At 56.1% G+C, this 16,482-nt stretch carries 14 protein-coding genes; 6 read left to right on the top strand and 8 right to left on the bottom strand.

All coding sequences use genetic code 11. The features are described from left to right. Window positions 1-2: 2 nt before the first annotated feature. From tssM to AC6I8V_RS11880, 3 genes are all read right to left on the bottom strand, one after another. The gene (tssM, locus tag AC6I8V_RS11890; RefSeq protein WP_497842463.1) at window positions 3-2,117 is read right to left on the bottom strand and encodes a type VI secretion system membrane subunit TssM; all 2,115 of its coding nucleotides are present in this window, start codon (window positions 2,115-2,117) and stop codon (window positions 3-5) included. Continuing rightward, window positions 2,117-3,331 carry a type IVB secretion system protein IcmH/DotU gene (icmH, locus tag AC6I8V_RS11885; protein WP_497842462.1) on the bottom strand — a complete coding sequence of 405 codons (1,215 nt, stop codon included), beginning with the start codon at window positions 3,329-3,331 and terminating at the stop codon, window positions 2,117-2,119. Before icmH ends, tssM begins: the two co-directional genes overlap by 1 nt. Before the next feature lie 85 nt (window positions 3,332-3,416). Continuing rightward, a complete protein-coding gene (locus AC6I8V_RS11880; protein ID WP_497842461.1) occupies window positions 3,417-3,908 on the bottom strand; it encodes an SH3 domain-containing protein in 492 nt (163 codons plus the stop codon). 931 nt (window positions 3,909-4,839) lie between these two features. Between AC6I8V_RS11880 and flhB the strand changes: the two genes are divergently transcribed. Genes flhB through flhE form a run of 3 tightly spaced genes read left to right on the top strand, consistent with a single transcriptional unit; the run spans window position 4,840 to window position 8,468 of the window. Then, complete coding sequence (gene flhB / locus AC6I8V_RS11875) at window positions 4,840-5,991, top strand: flagellar biosynthesis protein FlhB (RefSeq protein WP_497842460.1); 1,152 nt, start codon at window positions 4,840-4,842, stop codon at window positions 5,989-5,991. Next, window positions 5,984-8,071, top strand: coding sequence for a flagellar biosynthesis protein FlhA (gene flhA, locus AC6I8V_RS11870; RefSeq protein ID WP_497842459.1), 2,088 nt, complete (start codon window positions 5,984-5,986; stop codon window positions 8,069-8,071). The genes flhB and flhA overlap by 8 nt, the downstream gene beginning before the upstream one ends. Window position 8,072: 1 nt before the next feature. Beyond that, window positions 8,073-8,468, top strand: a complete 396-nt coding sequence (gene flhE, locus AC6I8V_RS11865) for a flagellar protein FlhE (protein ID WP_497842458.1) — start codon at window positions 8,073-8,075, stop codon at window positions 8,466-8,468. 66 nt (window positions 8,469-8,534) lie between these two features. Here flhE and AC6I8V_RS11860 read toward each other — a convergent pair whose 3' ends face one another. The 3 genes from AC6I8V_RS11860 to AC6I8V_RS11850 form a co-directional block, all read right to left on the bottom strand. Beyond that, complete coding sequence (locus AC6I8V_RS11860; protein ID WP_497842457.1) at window positions 8,535-9,647, bottom strand: lysozyme inhibitor LprI family protein; 1,113 nt, start codon at window positions 9,645-9,647, stop codon at window positions 8,535-8,537. A 112-nt stretch (window positions 9,648-9,759) separates the two neighbouring features. After that, window positions 9,760-11,490, bottom strand: a complete 1,731-nt coding sequence (gene argS / locus AC6I8V_RS11855) for an arginine--tRNA ligase (RefSeq protein ID WP_497842456.1) — start codon at window positions 11,488-11,490, stop codon at window positions 9,760-9,762. A 178-nt stretch (window positions 11,491-11,668) separates the two neighbouring features. Then, complete coding sequence (locus AC6I8V_RS11850) at window positions 11,669-11,791, bottom strand: hypothetical protein (protein WP_299451610.1); 123 nt, start codon at window positions 11,789-11,791, stop codon at window positions 11,669-11,671. Between the two features lie 314 nt (window positions 11,792-12,105). Here AC6I8V_RS11850 and AC6I8V_RS11845 point away from each other — a divergent pair, with 314 nt between their 5' ends. Continuing rightward, window positions 12,106-12,666: a VOC family protein gene (locus AC6I8V_RS11845; protein ID WP_497842455.1), complete on the top strand. Its 561-nt coding sequence runs from the start codon at window positions 12,106-12,108 to the stop codon at window positions 12,664-12,666. On the opposite strand, the gene AC6I8V_RS11840 is transcribed toward AC6I8V_RS11845, so the two are convergent. Next, window positions 12,663-13,808 carry a MalY/PatB family protein gene (locus tag AC6I8V_RS11840; protein ID WP_497842454.1) on the bottom strand — a complete coding sequence of 382 codons (1,146 nt, stop codon included), beginning with the start codon at window positions 13,806-13,808 and terminating at the stop codon, window positions 12,663-12,665. The two genes, AC6I8V_RS11845 and AC6I8V_RS11840, sit on opposite strands and share 4 nt — an antisense overlap. Window positions 13,809-13,895: 87 nt before the next feature. On the opposite strand from AC6I8V_RS11840, the gene cutC reads away from it, so the two are divergent. After that, the gene (gene cutC / locus AC6I8V_RS11835; protein WP_497842453.1) at window positions 13,896-14,648 is read left to right on the top strand and encodes a copper homeostasis protein CutC; all 753 of its coding nucleotides are present in this window, start codon (window positions 13,896-13,898) and stop codon (window positions 14,646-14,648) included. A 141-nt stretch (window positions 14,649-14,789) separates the two neighbouring features. Here cutC and AC6I8V_RS11830 read toward each other — a convergent pair whose 3' ends face one another. Then, window positions 14,790-15,371, bottom strand: coding sequence for an ASCH domain-containing protein (locus AC6I8V_RS11830; protein ID WP_497842452.1), 582 nt, complete (start codon window positions 15,369-15,371; stop codon window positions 14,790-14,792). A gap of 243 nt (window positions 15,372-15,614) precedes the next feature. Between AC6I8V_RS11830 and AC6I8V_RS11825 the strand changes: the two genes are divergently transcribed. Next, window positions 15,615-16,463, top strand: a complete 849-nt coding sequence (locus AC6I8V_RS11825; RefSeq protein WP_497842451.1) for a hypothetical protein — start codon at window positions 15,615-15,617, stop codon at window positions 16,461-16,463. Window positions 16,464-16,482: the final 19 nt, after the last annotated feature.

The raw sequence follows: 16,482 nt of genomic DNA, 5'->3' as shown, positions 1-16,482 counted from the left end.
CATTACTCACTGTGTCCGGTCAATCGCTGTGCAGCCTTCAGCGGCGCGAGCGTCAGCGTATTGCCGCTCTGACCAGCATTTTTCAGATTTTCCGCAAGCTTACGCATCATCAGCGCATTGTCACGGGCATAAGGCGAAGACTGAATCTGCTGATCCAGCAACTGGCTGAGATGCCAGTCCAGCTGTTGCAGATCGCGCGCGTTGACATCCTCTGGCAGCGTGCGTTGTAAATTTTGCATCAACCAGCCGCGCAAAAACTCGCCGTCATAATTGCGGGGCTGATACAGCATCTGATAGGCGCGCAGCGCGTTGCGACTGTATTCGTTATCGGTGCCGGGGTCATCGCGCAGCAAGTTGGTGATTTGCTGGGCCACCCGCGGCAGCAATAAAGACTTAAGGGCATTTTGATAAAGCACCCAGGCTGCGTCGCTGACCTGATTGCCGCGATACAAGCCGACGCGCATGGTAAGCGGCGGATTGTCGAGGGAAAAGCGATCCGACAACGGCAATTTAACCAGGTTATTTAAGAAGGGTAGCAGATCAAAAATATTATCCGCAGGCTGATGAATCACCTGCTGGCTTTGCCGGGTAATCGGTGCGATGCGCGCGGCGACCTGATCAAGGTAACGCTGATTCTGGAAGTAGCTGGTCAGCCACAGACAGGAGAGCAGCAGCAGCGCGCCCGTCAGTACGCCGTAACCAATCCAGTGGAACAGGCGGTTACGGTACTCCCAGTGGCGGTTACTGCCCGCCAGTCCGCTTTCACGAAATACCAGCTCGCTGAGCAGGTCGCGGATAAAGAAACTCTGGCCTTTGGTGCCGGGGATCGGGCTGCTGCGATTGACGCTATCCCAGGCGGCGATGGTGTGCTGACCGGCCTGCGGTAGCTGTAATTTGCGGTTCAGCTCGCCCATGATGCGGTCAAACGGCAACCCTTCCTGGGTGCCGCTGGTGAAAAACAGGCCACGCGCTGACCAGGCAACCGCATCCTGGTGGCCGGAAAATACCACATCCAGATATTCGTTAAGCAGCGGACGCAGCGAACTGAACTCCTGCGGGAACAGGAAGCTGTCGGCGCGCTGCGTCAAATCGCGGTCCTGCGCCATCACCCCGGCCAGCTGTTGTTGCAGGCGCTGCTCCAGCAGGTGATATTGCTGGCTAAAGCTGCGGTGCCAGTCATCTTTATGCGGTTTGCCCGGCTCCCATGGAAAGGTGAATCCCCACACCGCATCGCGCTGCGGCTTATTCAGCGCGGCGTAAAAACTCATAAATCCTTTCAGCAGGTCGGTCTTGGTCACCATCACATACACCGGGAAGTGGATACCGGTTTGCTGATGCAGCTCGACCATCCGCTGACGCAACGCGCTGGCCTGCGCGTGACGCGCTTCTGCTGAGTCGGTCAGCAGATCGGCCACGCTGATGGTCATAATCACGCCGTTAATCGGCTGGCGGGTGCGATAGCGTTTCAGCAGATGAATAAAGTTCTGCCATTCGCTGGCGTCGCGCGCGCGCTGGCTCTCCTGTAGCGCGTAACGTCCGGCGGTGTCGATCAGCACCGCGCTGTCGGTGAACCACCAGTCGCAATGGCGCGTACCGCCCACGCCGCGGACGGCCGCTTTGCCGAGGCTGTCGGTGAGCGGGAATTCCAGCCCGGCGTTGAGCAGCGCGGTGGTTTTACCGGCCCCTGGCGCACCGATAATTACGTACCAGGGAAGTTGATAAAGGTAGTGGCTTTGAAAGCGCGCCAGCCAGCCCTGGCGCTGACGGCGACCAAACTGGCTGCGTTTTAGCCGCTGCGCTGCTTCGTTAAAGCGTTGGGTCAGCAGCGTTTCTGTGGCCTGGCGGTCGGAAAGTTCTTCGCTGCTGACCGCCTGCAAGCGGTTCAGCAATTTGCTGTTGAACCAGGCACGCCACAGGGTCGGGATAAACTGGAACAGTACCCAGCACAGGTAGAGCAAACCCACCACCAGCTGACGCGGCAACACCGGCTCCAGCGGGCGGGTATCGCCCCAGCTCCACAGCGGCCCGAGGATCCACAGCACGCAGCTCAGGGCGGTGACGCCGATAAAGCTCCACAGCAGACGGTGGGTTAACAGATGCTGAAGTGATGCGCGCATCACTGGCCTCCCTGATGATTGCTAAGGGTTTCCGGTGCGGCAAACAGCGTGATCTCGACCCGACGATTACGCGCGCGGTTTTCATTGCTGTCATTCGGCAGCAGCGGATTGCTGTCGCCACGGCCTTCGGCTTTAACGCTGTGCCCCTCGGCCAGCTGCGGATTAAGCAACTGCGTCACGGCGCGGGCGCGGGCAAAAGAGAACTCATAGCTGGAAGCGAAACGGCCATCTACCGCACGATTGTCGGTGTAGACTGACACCAGCACCGTGCCTTTTACCGATTTCATCGCACTGGCAACGTGCGCCAGCAGCGCGCGACCCACCTGATTCACCACCGTGCCATCCGCAGAAAACAGCTTATCGGCAGGAATGATCACCTTGCTGCCGAACGCGCCATCGCTGACCTCCAGCTGTCCGGCGGCGATCACATCATTAAGACGTTGATGCAGGTCGAGCAGGGCCTGGGGCGATGTCGGACGGCGTCCCGGCATGATTTGTGGCAGCGGCGTCTGATAGATGGCGCGCAGCAGCGGTTCGGCCGCGTTGCCCAGCCGCCAGTTAAGGCCGCTGTAGATCAGGCAAGCCACCAGCGCGGCCAGCGTGATGCAGGCCCACAGCGGCACCATCGGGCGCGATAAGGTGCTGACCAGCGGGTGAACTTCCACCAGACGCGCCAGCGCGGCGGCGTTATCGGGGCGGGTTTCAGTGATCAGCTGTGCCAGACGCTTACGAATGACCTCGCACTGGGCGCGACCGCTGTCGCTGCCACGGTAGCGGCCTTCATAGCCCAGCAGCAGGCAGTAATGGATCACTTCCAGCAACCACAGATGTTGTTGCGGGCTTTGCGAGATGCGCGACAGCAGCTGGAAGACTTTCTCGCCGCCCCAGCTTTCATTGTGGAAGGTGACCAGCATACCGTTGCCGGACCAGACGCCGCGCGTCCCCCACGGGGTTTGGGCCGCCGCTTCATCCAGCAAGCTGCACAGGCAATAGCGCGCGCCGATGATCATCTCAAAAGGCAAACCGGCTTGTTTGCAACGTTGTTCGAACTGGCGGATTTCTTCAATCAGCAGCTGGCGCAGGCCAGCGGGGTCGTCATGTGTGGCGGCCTGCCGAATCTGAACGACGGCATTGAGGATTGGCGCTGCGGCAGTTAATAAAAGGTTATCATTGCCCGTGACGGTAACATCACGGGCAAGCGCTTCCTGAGTCATTAAATCTCGATCTTCCAGGCAATAGTGGAACCCTCTGCCCGCAGAGAGTGAGGCATCTGCGGGCAATATGCGCCGGATTTCATGGTTAGTCTAAGATCCAGGTCGCGGTATCATTGGTGCGGCACGCCTTGCTGGCGCCCCCCACATCAACACAGACCTGTTTGCTGCGGCGGGGACGCGGGCGGTCGCTACGCAGGGTGGCATCATAACGGCTGCTCTCTACGCCCGCTTTTGGCGGCACGTAGCCAACCAGCTGACCCTGGGCTTCATCAGCAATCGCCAGCCAGCTGTGTTCGACCCGGCCCAGCACTTCAAAGGTTTTACCCGTTTCCAGATAACGCACCACTTTGCCACCGTAGTCGGGGGTGGTCATGATCGATGCGCCATACAAAGCTCGGAAGCTCTCATTGACCGGTGTGAATTCACCAGGTGCTGCCACCGCATGACGATGAACCAGTTTGACCCCATTGACTTCACTGGTTATCAGGGTGTCATCAGTGACTGGCGGCGGTGGCGCTTTACAACCCGCCAGAGTGAGCACCGCCAGCAGCGTTAGCACAAGACTCTTATTCACCATGATCCTCAAATTTCATCAGATTAACTGCATAATGCGCCGACCTGCGCGTCCGGAGACGGATGCAGACAGCCAGATTATGCAGCGAGAATGCCATCAAAAAAACAGTCAGATTACAGAAAGATAGTGCTCTGATCAGTCTACCTAAGACTTTTGAGAATTCAAACCATTGCACCGCAGGAAATCCCGTGCTAGCGGGCAAAACCACCGGGTTATCAGGTGAGAAAAAAAGCGTGCGACGGGGGATAGTTAAGCCGATTTAACTTATTTGCTGCTGAGCGCCCCGCGGGCCTGCGCAGCGGCTTTCGGCGTCAGTTGGCACCCGGAAAAAATGGTAAATAAGATTAATCTATTTTATCAGGTAAAAAAAGATTGCGTCAGTAAACAATTTTCTCATTTTCAGAATTAACGCGGCGCTTTCAGCCAACGGCAACTGCGGTTCCGGCATGGCTTTTGCTAAGCCTTTTACTCCGTGAGGTTATTCACCAGCAGAACAGCGCGATAGCGTTTGTGGGTTAATTGCACAAAGATTGTGCGTATTTTGCGTCAGCACAGTGCGCATTTTTCGGCGGCCGGCGAGGCAAATAGGCTAACTGTCTGAAATGTAGCCATCCGACGTTCTGGCACAGCCTTTGCAATATTTCTGCTGACATTGTGCATTTGTTTTGCCAGCAACGGCAGAACGAGTGCTTTGGATAAAGGCGTCCGGCCCCGTGTAATGACATGTGGGAGGACGCCTTTTTTTATGCCTTATCCGGCGACAGGCCCGTAATAAGCGCGGCGGCACGACAGCCCGCGCCGTCGCCATCACGGCCCGGCGGCGGCAATTTAACTTATGGCTAAATAAACTGACGTTTTCCCCCTTTAATCCACGCTTTAGACCCGCCGCCTTTTGGCATTCTATGCTCAGAATTCCTGCCAGCAGAGGTATGTCGTGGCTGAAGAGAGCGACGATGACAAAACAGAATCGCCCACACCCCACCGACTTGAAAAAGCACGAGAGGAAGGGCAGATACCGCGTTCGCGCGAGCTGACATCATTACTGATGCTGCTGGCGGGCATCATGATTTTGTGGATGGGCGGTACCAGCATGGCACGACGCCTGGCGTCGATGGTTGCCAGCGGGTTCCGTTTTGACCACGGCATGGTCACCGATGACAAGGTGATTGTGGCACATATCGGCAGCCTGATCGGTCAGGCGGTGATGGCGCTGCTGCCGCTGATGGCGGGATTGGTGCTGGTGGCGATTGCGGCTCCAATGCTGCTGGGCGGGCTGGTGATCAGCGGCAAATCGATCAAGATGGATTTCACCAAACTCAATCCGCTGAGTGGTCTGAAACGCATGTTCTCCGGCCAGACCTGGGCGGAGTTACTGAAAGCGGTGCTGAAGGCGTCGCTGGTGGGAACCGTCGCTGGCTGGTACGTCTGGTCGCACTGGCAGGAGATGCTGCGTTTAATCAGCGAATCGCCGATGAACGCGTTGCAGCACGGCATGAACATGATCGCCGTCTGCTGCGCGCTGACCATGCTTGGCATGATCCCGATGGTTGGCTTCGACGTTTTCTGGCAGCTCTATAGCTTTTATAAAAAGTTACGCATGTCGCGCCAGGATATTCGCGATGAATTCAAACAGCAGGAGGGCGATCCCCACGTCAAAGGACGTATTCGCCAGGCGATGCGCGCAGCGGCCCGTCGCCGCATGATGGCTGACGTGCCGAAGGCCGATGTGATCGTCACCAACCCGACGCACTACTCCGTCGCACTGCAATATAACGAGAAGAAAATGAGCGCACCCAAGGTGATCGCCAAAGGGGCGGGCGATGTGGCGCTGAGAATTCGCGAACTGGGCAAAGAGCACCGCGTACCGATTCTTGAAGCCCCGCCGCTGGCGCGTGCGCTCTATCGGCACACCGAAATTGGTCAGTTTATTCCCGGCGCCCTTTATGCGGCGGTGGCAGAAGTGCTGGCGTGGGTCTGGCAGCTGCGACGCTGGAAGCGTGAAGGCGGCATGATACCGAAGAAACCAAAAAACCTGTCGGTCCCGGCAGAGATGGACATTCCAGGAGAGAACAGAAACGATGGCTAATCTGGCCGAAAAGCTGCGTTTACCGGGCAATTTTAAAGACACGCAATGGCAGGTACTGGCCGGTCCGGTGCTGATCATGATGATCCTGTCGATGATGGTGCTGCCGTTGCCGGCATTTATCCTCGACCTGCTGTTTACCTTCAACATTGCCCTGTCGATCATGGTGCTGCTGGTGGCGATGTTCACCCAGCGCACGCTGGAATTTGCCGCATTCCCGACCATTCTGCTGTTCTCCACCTTGCTGCGTCTGGCGCTGAACGTGGCCTCTACCCGTATCATCCTGCTCGACGGCCATACCGGCGCGGACGCAGCGGGACGCGTGGTGGAAGCCTTCGGTCACTTCCTGGTGGGCGGCAACTTCGCCATTGGTATCGTGGTGTTCATCATCCTGGTGATCATCAACTTTATGGTTATCACCAAAGGTGCCGGACGTATCGCGGAAGTGGGCGCGCGTTTTGTGCTCGACGGGATGCCCGGTAAACAGATGGCGATTGACGCCGACCTCAACGCCGGTTTGATTGGCGAAGACGAAGCCAAACGCCGCCGTTCTGAAGTGACCCAGGAAGCTGACTTTTACGGTTCAATGGACGGCGCCAGTAAGTTTGTGCGCGGTGATGCCATCGCCGGCATCATGATCATGGTGATCAACGTGATCGGCGGCCTGCTGGTGGGCGTGGTGCAGCACGGTCTCGATCTCGGTCATGCGGCGGAAACCTATACGCTGCTGACCATCGGTGACGGCCTGGTGGCGCAGATCCCGGCGCTGGTTATCTCCACCGCAGCCGGTGTCATCGTGACGCGCGTCAGCACCGATCAGGACGTTGGTCAGCAGATGGTGGGCCAGCTGTTTAATAACCCACGCGTGCTGATGCTGAGCGGCGGGGTGATTGGTCTGCTCGGTCTGGTGCCGGGGATGCCGAACTTTGTCTTTCTGCTGTTCACCGCCGCGTTGCTCGGCCTGGCGTGGTGGCTGCGCGGTCGTGAGATGCAGCCGAAGAAACAGACGGAAACCTCCAGCCTGGTGAAAAGCCAGGATACGCCTGCCACGATCGAAGCCTCCTGGACTGACGTGCAGCTGGAAGACAGTCTCGGGATGGAGGTGGGATATCGTCTGATTCCGATGGTCGATCACCTGCAAAATGGCGAGTTGCTGGGACGTATCCGCAGTATCCGTAAAAAAGTGGCGCAGGACGTCGGCTTCCTGCCGCCGGTGGTGCATATTCGCGACAATATGGAACTGCCGCCTGCGCGCTACCGCATTCTGATGAAAGGGGTGGAGATTGGCAGCGGAGATGCCTATCCGGGCCGCTGGATGGCGATCAACCCTGGCACCGCAGCGGGCACCTTGCCTGGTGAAGCGACCGTTGATCCGGCATTTGGCCTGGCGGCGATCTGGATCGATAGCGCGCTGAAAGAACAGGCGCAGATTCAGGGCTTCACCGTGGTGGAAGCCAGTACCGTGGTGGCGACGCATCTCAACCATCTGATCGGGCAGTACGCCAGCGAATTGTTTGGTCGTCAGGAAGCGCAGCAGCTGCTGGATCGCGTGACCCAGGAAATGCCGAAGCTGACCGAAGATCTGGTGCCGGGTGTTATCACCCTGACCACGCTGCATAAGGTGTTGCAGAACCTACTGACCGAGCGCGTGTCGATTCGCGATATGCGCACCATTATCGAAACCCTGGCAGAACACGCGCCGGTGCAGACCGATGCCCAGGAGCTGACCAGCGTGGTACGTGTGGCGCTGGGTCGCGCCATCACCCAGCAGTGGTTCCCTGGCAACGGGGAAGTGCAGGTGATTGGCCTTGACGCCACGCTGGAACGTCTGCTGTTGCAGGCATTGCAGGGCGGTGGCGGCCTGGAGCCGGGCCTTGCCGATCGTCTGTTGCATCAGGCACAGGATGCCCTGCAACGTCAGGAGATGATGGGTGCGCCGCCGGTGCTGCTGGTGAACCATCCGCTGCGTGCGCTGCTGGCGCGTTTCCTGCGTCGCAACCTGCCGCAGCTGGTGGTGTTGTCCAATATGGAACTGACCGATAACCGTCAGATCCGTATGACCGCCACCATCGGAGGCAAATAAGATGCGCCGCGTCTGGCCGGGGTTATTCCTGTTGCTGCCGCTGTGGGCGGTCGCCGCCGACGGCGCGTGGCATGCCAGCGCCAGCGGGCCGAGTCTGGGTGCGCGCAACAACTGGCTTACGTCACCGCCGCTGCGCGCCAGTTCGCCGGTGAAGGGGTATATCTCGCAGGTTAGCTGGCGCTATCAGCTCAGCCGCCCGGCGCCATCCGGGCTGGTGGTTCGCCTGTGCGCCAGCCAGCGCTGCGTGCTGCTGGATGGCGCAAGCGGCACCACGCGTGGACTGGCGCATGTGGCAGCGGATGAAACTCTGCATCTGGCGTTTGGATTTACCGGGCGAGGTGCGATGCCGCCGGGTTTGCGGGTGGTGAGCAGTGAAGTGATGGTGAATTATCAGTAACGGCACGCTTTAGCGCAGGATGCTTGCCAGTTATTCACTGGCAAGCCGGTATTTACCGAGCGCGGTTTAATTCTGCACTTTTATGACGCCATATTTTGATGCCTGATCCTGATAAACCACTTCGCCGGTGCTGTTCCGGACAATTTTCACCGAGAGAATGTCATTATCCATGCTATTTTGCGCAAACAGCGTGAAACTCTTCGTCAATAGAATATGCAGGCCATCACTTTTGGATTCTCCAGCCTGGCTGGGATAATGACCACTGTTCATATTATAAAGCGTCGTCATACTGTTTTGCGTGATTTTTAAGTCGCTATCATTGAAGCAGTTATCGACATAATTTCCGCTGGCCACCGGGCCACAAGTAATAATTGCGGTAAATCCATCCTGATATTTTTCCTGCTGTGCAATCTGGTATTTTATCGCCTGAATATTCCTTGCCGCCAGAGGGCTGCCATTTTGACCCGCTTTCTCATACCACAACAACGCTTGTTGTAAATCCTGAGTGACCCCGATTCCTTTGCCGTAGCTGTAACCGAGATTTATCTGCGCTTCAGCATTATTCGCTGTTGCAGCCTGCTGCGTAAGCTGAATTCCCCGGGGGATATTTTTCTCCACGCCTTCCCCGTAGGTAAGCAGATAACCCAGGCGCGATATCGCCGCGATATTGCCAGCTTTGGCTGCCGGTTCCAGCCAGACCAGCGCCGCTTGCTGCTGTTGGGCATTGCCGTCACTCAGTTTGATGCCTAACTCAGTTTGTGCGGCGACATCACCCGATTCTGCTTTTATCTCAAGAGGGGATTTGGCGGGTGCCGCCGCTGGTGTTGCCACAGGCTGGACGGGCGCTGCGGGCGAAGACGCTGCCTTTCCGCCAGTCAGGGTCGTAAGGTCTCTGATGCGCCCCTGATAAGCGGTTTCCAGATCCTGAATCGTGGTGGCTTTGTTTCTTATGTCCCTGAGCCAGGCAAGTTGTGATTTGCGTAACAGCGTTTTATTTTGCGGTTGTTGCTGTAGCGCGGTGTTGTAAAGGGTGTTTAGTTGAGTATCTAACGTGGAGAGTGAAGGGGTGGTGCAGATGGTCAGCTCAGTAAAGCCAGCGGCTTTATTGCAATCAAATGAAGCGCCAAAAGCCACAGGCACCGTCCCTAACAAGAGAGCGGCCAACAGGATTCGTTTCATTTTGCTCCTCAGATTCATCCATTGATGAAAACCAGTATCGGCTGAGGATGGCTGCTCTTTAATGCAATATTAGCTAACCGCCCATCACTGCGGATGGGCGGTCAGGCATGGCTTACATACGCTCGACGGTTTTGATGCCGAGGGTATCCAGACCCTGTTTCAGCGTTTTCGCGGTCAGCGCGGCCAGTTGCAGGCGGCTGTTGCGCGTCTGCGCGTCTTCCGCTGAGAGGATCGGGCAATGTTCGTAGAAGCCAGAGAACAGGCCTGCCAGATCGTAGAGGTAGGCACACATCACATGCGGCGTACCGTCACGCGCTACCAGGGTGATCACTTCTTCGAACTGCAACAGACGCGTTGCCAGCAGGGCTTCACGATCGTCGGTCAGCACAATCTCGCCTTGCAGGCTGTCGGCATCGATACCGGCTTTGCGGAATACCGACAGCACGCGGGTGTAGGCATACTGCATATAAGGCGCGGTGTTGCCTTCGAACGCCAGCATGTTGTCCCAGTCGAAGATGTAATCGGTGGTGCGGCTTTTTGACAGGTCGGCGTATTTCACCGCGCCAATGCCTACGACTTCCGCCAGATCCTGCAACTCCTGCTTCGTCATCTCCGGGTTTTTGCCGCTCACCAGCGCCAGCGCACGTTCTACCGCTTCGTCCAGCAGGTCAGCCAGCTTGATGGTGCCACCGCTACGGGTTTTGAACGGACGGCCATCTTTGCCCAGCATCATACCAAACGCATGGTGTTCCAGCGGCACGCTATCCGGCACATAGCCAGCTTTACGCACGATGGTCCACGCCTGTTGCAGGTGCTGATGCTGACGGGAGTCGATGTAGTACAGCACGCGGTCCGCATGAAGGGTTTCGTAACGGTATTTCGCACAGGCGATATCGGTGGTGGTGTAGAGATAGGCACCATCTTTTTTCTGCACGATCACGCCCATCGGTTCGCCTTCCTTGTTTTTAAACTCATCAAGGAATACCACGGTTGCGCCTTCGCTGGTTACCGCCAGACCTTTGGCTTTCAGATCAGCCACGATGCCTGGCAGCATGTCGTTGTACAGGCTTTCACCCATCACATCTTTGCGCGTCAGGGTGACGTTCAGGCGATCATAAATTTCCTGATTCTGGCTCATGGTGATGTCGACCAGCTTCTTCCACATGGTGCGGCAATATTCATCGCCACCCTGTAGTTTCACCACATAGCTACGTGCGCGCTCGGCGAAGGCTTCATCTTCGTCGTAGGTGCGTTTCGCTTCGCGGTAGAAGGCTTCGAGGTCGGCGAGGGCGATATCGTCGTGATGCTCGTTCTGCTGCTTCTCAAGGAACGCAATCAGCATACCGAACTGGGTACCCCAGTCACCGACGTGGTTAGCCCGGATCACCTTGTGGCCGAGAAACTCCAGCGTACGCACCGCGGCATCACCGATGATGGTGGAACGTACGTGGCCGACGTGCATCTGTTTCGCCACGTTAGGCGCCGAGTAGTCGATAACCACGGTTTGCGGAGTCACGCTGCTGACACCGAGACGCGGTAATGTCAGCGCCTGTGCCGCCTGCGCCGCCAGCCACTGGCGATCGAGGAAAATATTGATGAAGCCGGGACCGGCGATTTCAACTTTGCTGGCAATGCCTTGCAGATCAAGATGCTGGATCACCAGCTCAGCCAGCTGACGCGGTGCCTGACCGAGCTTTTTCGCCACGGCCATGATACCGTTTGCCTGGTAGTCGCCAAATTGCACCTTAGCAGACTGACGAACCTGCGGTTCGCAATCGGCAGGGGCGCCTGCCGCGATCATTGCCTGACTGACTTTGTCGGAAAGAAGAGTCTGAATATTCACCGCGTTACCTTCATATGCTGAAATAGCCCGCCTGCTGATGCGCGAGCCAATGTCGTCATCCCGCAGAAGCGCGCTCGGGCTGGCGGGATGGAAAAAATAAGAGGGGAAGTATACGTGAAATGTTAGGGGGCGTCAGCAATCGGATAGGACTGAGAAGCAGCGGGAAGTCCAGCGCCGATTAACGGCGCCGTGTGAAGCGACGAGGATTTTTAACGCTTTTATCTTCACGTACCTTCCAGTGGCGGGAAATAGCAAATCCCATCAATGCAATCAGGACCGCGACAACGATGAGCATAGACATAGGGCCATTCCTTTTATTTGTGTAGCCACAAATTTATAAGAAAGGCTTTCAGGCTGCAATTGTTTGCAACTGAAATAAGAGTTATCTCATTGTATTAATTATTGTGATATTAAACATGCGTTTAAGCCACTTTCATAAAGTAACCATTGGACCTGCTAAGGCGATAAATCCGAATTAAAAGCCTGTTTTGGACGGTTTTACGGCTATTTTGCGACTAAATCAGATGATTCCGACTATTTTGTCAAGAGAAATTTAACGTCTTCCGAATGTTGCATTAATTAGAATATCTAAACTAATAGCGAGGAAATTAACGCATGACGATGATTTTTCCTTCAGAACTGAAGGATTTGGAACAGGATTTACTGCGATTCGACGCGGCGTTACAGCAATTTGCTGAACGTTTAGGGTTGCAACTCAGCGAGCATGAGGCCGATCACCTGGCGGTGCGGTGCCATCAATACGCCACGGCGGAGCGCTGGAAGCAGGGATTATTGCAAATTGGCAGCCAGTTTTCTGAAGCAATGATCAACGGGCGCCCGATCTGCCTGTTCAAATTGCATCAGCCGATACAACTGGCAGGCTGGCAGGTTGACGTGATTGAACTGCCGTGGCCGGGTGAAAAACTGTATCGCCACGAAGGCTGGGAGCATGTGGAAATTGTGTTGCGCGGAGAGCCGGAAAGCCTGGGGATGCGCGCGATGGCGTTGCTGGCCGATGAAGCCCTGACGCAGCCGGGTATTTCGTTTAAGACCAGCGCGCCAAAAGGTGAGAACGAGCGCCTGCCCAATCCGACCCTGGCGGTAACGGATGGGCAAACCACCATCAAATTTCATCCGTGGCGACTGGAAGAGATCGTCGCCAGCGAACAGGATTAACGCGGCGCGGCGACGGCCTGTTGCAGACGCGCCACCGCCTGTTCCAGCGTGGCGCGCGTACAGCCGAAGTTGAAGCGGACAAAGTTGTCATCACCAAAATCACCGCCGGGTGAGAAGCCCAGCCCATGCTTTTCAAAATAGCGCGCCGGGCTGGCAACCCCCAGACTGCTGGCATCGATCCAGCCGAGGTAGGTGGCTTCAGGCGCAACCATATTCAGCGACGGCAGCGCGTTGACCTGCTCAACCAGCCAGTCACGGTTGGCGCGCAGATAGTCGTTCTGCGCCGCCAGCCACGCATCCCCCTCACGCCAGGCCGCTTCGGCGGCCACCAGTGCCAGAATGTCCACACCGGGCACAATTCCCTGGCGCGTCTTTATAAAACGTTTACGCAGCTCGGGGTTGGGAATGATGGCCATCGATGCACCGAGTCCGGCGATGTTGAACGTTTTCGACGGTGAGATCAGCGTGATGCTGCGTTGCGCGGCATCTTCACTTAACGCAGCAAAAGGCAGGTGCTGCACACCGGGGCTGAGGATCAGATCACAATGAATTTCGTCGGAGCAGACGATCAGGTCATGCTGCTGCGCAAAAGCCAGCTGCGCCAGCAGTTCTTCACGGCGATATACGGTGCCGCCAGGATTTTGCGGGTTGCAGAGCATCAGCAAACGTTCATTACCCTGCAACAGTTCGCTGGCAGCCTCTAAATCCATAAGCCAGCGCTGCTGCTGTAAACGCAGCGGCAGGTTGATTTGGCTGCGATTTGCCAGTCTGGCGGCAGCGCGAAACGGCGGATAAATCGGTCCTGGAGCGATGGTGCCTTGCGTGGAGTCCGTAAATGCGCGGACCGAAAGATTCAGGCCACACACCACGCCAGGTAATAGTACAATCCACTCCGGTTGAATCTGCCAACCGTAGCGCTGCGCCAGGCGGGAAATCGTAATATCAATCAAGCCAGTGGGTGTGTCGCCATAACCAAAAACACCGTGATCGACGCGGTTTTTTATCGCTTCGATTATGCATTCTGGCGAGCGAAAATCGGTATCAGCAACCCACAACGGCAGTACATCCTGATCACCATATTTGTGCCATTTCAAACTATCGCTGTGACGCCGGTCTATCCATTGGTCAAAATTGAATGCCATAGTAAGTTTTCCACGTAAACTGTCTCCAATGAGCAGACTAACTTAAGCAATCTTCCCGAGCCAGAAGTCATGTGAAAGGAGAAAAGTATGACGAAACTGGAAATATGCTGCTACGGCATCGACTGTGCAATGACTGCGCAGCTGTCCGGTGCCGATCGTGTGGAGCTGTGTAGCGCACCACGTGAAGGCGGATTAACGCCATCAGCGGGAGTGCTGGAAGCAGCACGACGTGACATCACCATACCGGTGCATCCCATTGTCCGGCCGCGCGGCGGCGATTTTTGTTACACCGCGCATGAGTTCGAGGTGATGAAATCGGATGTGGCGTTAATGCGCGAGCTGGGTTTCCCCGGACTGGTGATCGGTATGCTGGATGAAGACGCGCATGTGGATACTGTCCGTATGCGTCAGATTATGGCGTTGTGCGATGGCATGGCGGTGACGTTCCATCGCGCCTTTGATTTGTGTCACAGCCCCAAGCGCGCGCTTGATGTGCTGAGTGACCTCGGCATTGCGCGCATTCTTACCTCGGGCCAGCAGCAGAGCGCCGAAACCGGAATTCCATTATTGCGGGAACTAAATGCACAAAGCACCGGTCCAATCATTATGGCCGGAGCAGGGGTGCGTCTGAGCAACCTGCAGAAGTTCCTGGATGGTGGCCTCCAGGAGGTTCACAGCTCGGCCAGCCGCTTAGTCGCTTCCCCCATGCGCTACCGCAAAGCCGGGGTTTCGATGTGTTCCGAAGCGGAAACCGATGAATTCAGTCGCTACTGCGTTGATGGTGATGTTGTCGAAGCCATGAAAAGCATGTTGCAGATAAGCACCGTCCGGGTAGCCTGAAATCACGCCAATTTTGCCGCGCAGCACGCCGATAGCATGACGTGATGTTTGCAAGTACCAAACCCCAGTCTTTCTTGCTGGGGTTCTTTTTATTCATCGGGCTACGTTAATAACGCATCCCGGCTCTGTCCAGGTCGTACATCATTTAGATTTTACCTGCTCGAAATCAATGACCCACACCCACGGATTGGACGCCCAGTCCTCCTCTGAATAAAGAGATATCCACGCATCCTTAAAAGCCGCGATATGGGTTCTACCGCCTGTTGGTACCACACCTTCTGCTTTCGCATCTTCTTCACTGATTGCCTGCAATGGCTCCAGGCGAACATCGTTAATCTTTAGCAGGATGCGGGAGGCTTGCTGGTGGCATTCATAGGGTTCAAGGGGGATCCGGTCGGCAGGGGTTACCACACAACTCTCGGTATTGTCAGCCTCATAATGCACGATGGCGGTACCGTCAGTTCGATGTTCAACGACGTATATCCACTCGCTCACCCACAGGCGATCGCCGGGCTGACCAAACCGGTTGAGTTTCAATAGATTGTCGATGGGGATGGCGTTTGAGCCTGGCAATAGCCGTTGATTGCGGGCTGAATTTAGATGATCTTCCAGGCGCTGATGATTGAATAACTCTCCCTTTACCTTCCTCCGCGTCTGCGACTTTTCGCCGTTCAGCACTTTGACAACCATAGCGTTGCTAAATTTGATAGGTTCTGCTGGCATCGTTAGTTTCCTTACTGGTGAATTTCGTCATCAATGGCCCCCTGAATATACTTAGCGACCGTTTCGTTGATTGTGAGCCTGGCGAGATTTACAGCATTGCGGCGTTCAGGTTCGTAGGCGAACGACATCCATCCTCAGTGCGCCTTTTTTGCTGAAATTCTTTTGTCTGTCGATCACCCATCCATAGCGCATCAGGGAAAAAGATGCTTACATTGAAGTTAAGGCTATTCACGGATAACCATCATGAAATCCATCCCTTGTGCCGTTTTACTGCTGCTTTTACCCCTCAGTGGCGCTGCGCTGGCCGTCACGACCCGCTGCCCGCCGCTGAGCAAAAATATCACCAATAGCAACAACTGGATTATGCTGGGAGGCAATGCGAAAGGGGCGGTACGGCAGGTGATTGCCGGTGAATTTGGCAAAGATGTCGATTCGCAAAAACGGGTGCTGGGACAGTTTGATCCCTGTGGCGATTTGATGATTGCAGACATTACCTACGATAAAAGCGAAAGCAATGTGGTGCTGAGCATGGAGCAGCATATTGCGCGCGTGCAGGGCGGCTGGGTGGCCGAGTACGCTTATCTGGTCAAAGTGTTGAAAGAAGGCAAAGAAGTGGTGGTGGATAATCGACAGGGCACCATCAACTGGCAAATGGGAGAGCGCGGCAACATCATCAGCTCCTCCGATAAATTCACCAGCATGGGCAAAAGTGGTTTTACCGATACCACCTACCGCTACGACAAACACTTACGGCTGGAAAAAAGCGTCGCGCGCGGCAGCGATGCGATGACCAACGGGGTGAGCGACTATCACTGGAATCCGCAGGGGCTGGTCACCAGCGCCACCAGCGCACGCAGCAAAGATACCTACACCTACGATAACCAGTGGCGCGAGCTACGCCTCAATGGCACGGCAAGCACGCCGGTCAGTACTATCCGTTCGGTGGATGAATGTCAGCTGTGGGATGATGTCGGTAATTGCACGCTGAGTTATCTGCATGAAACCGAGGTGTTTGAGAAAGGCACCATCGAACGCCATCTTAGTTCCGCGTACAAATATCAGTACTGGGATAAGCCGACGGCAGAACAATAACGCTGCAAAATATAGCGGC

The sequence above is a fragment of the Pantoea sp. X-Soil-TKNS-1207 genome (genome assembly GCF_059730485.1).
The sequence above is the reverse complement of the archived record's forward strand: the minus strand, read 5'-3'. Positions and strand labels throughout refer to the sequence as shown.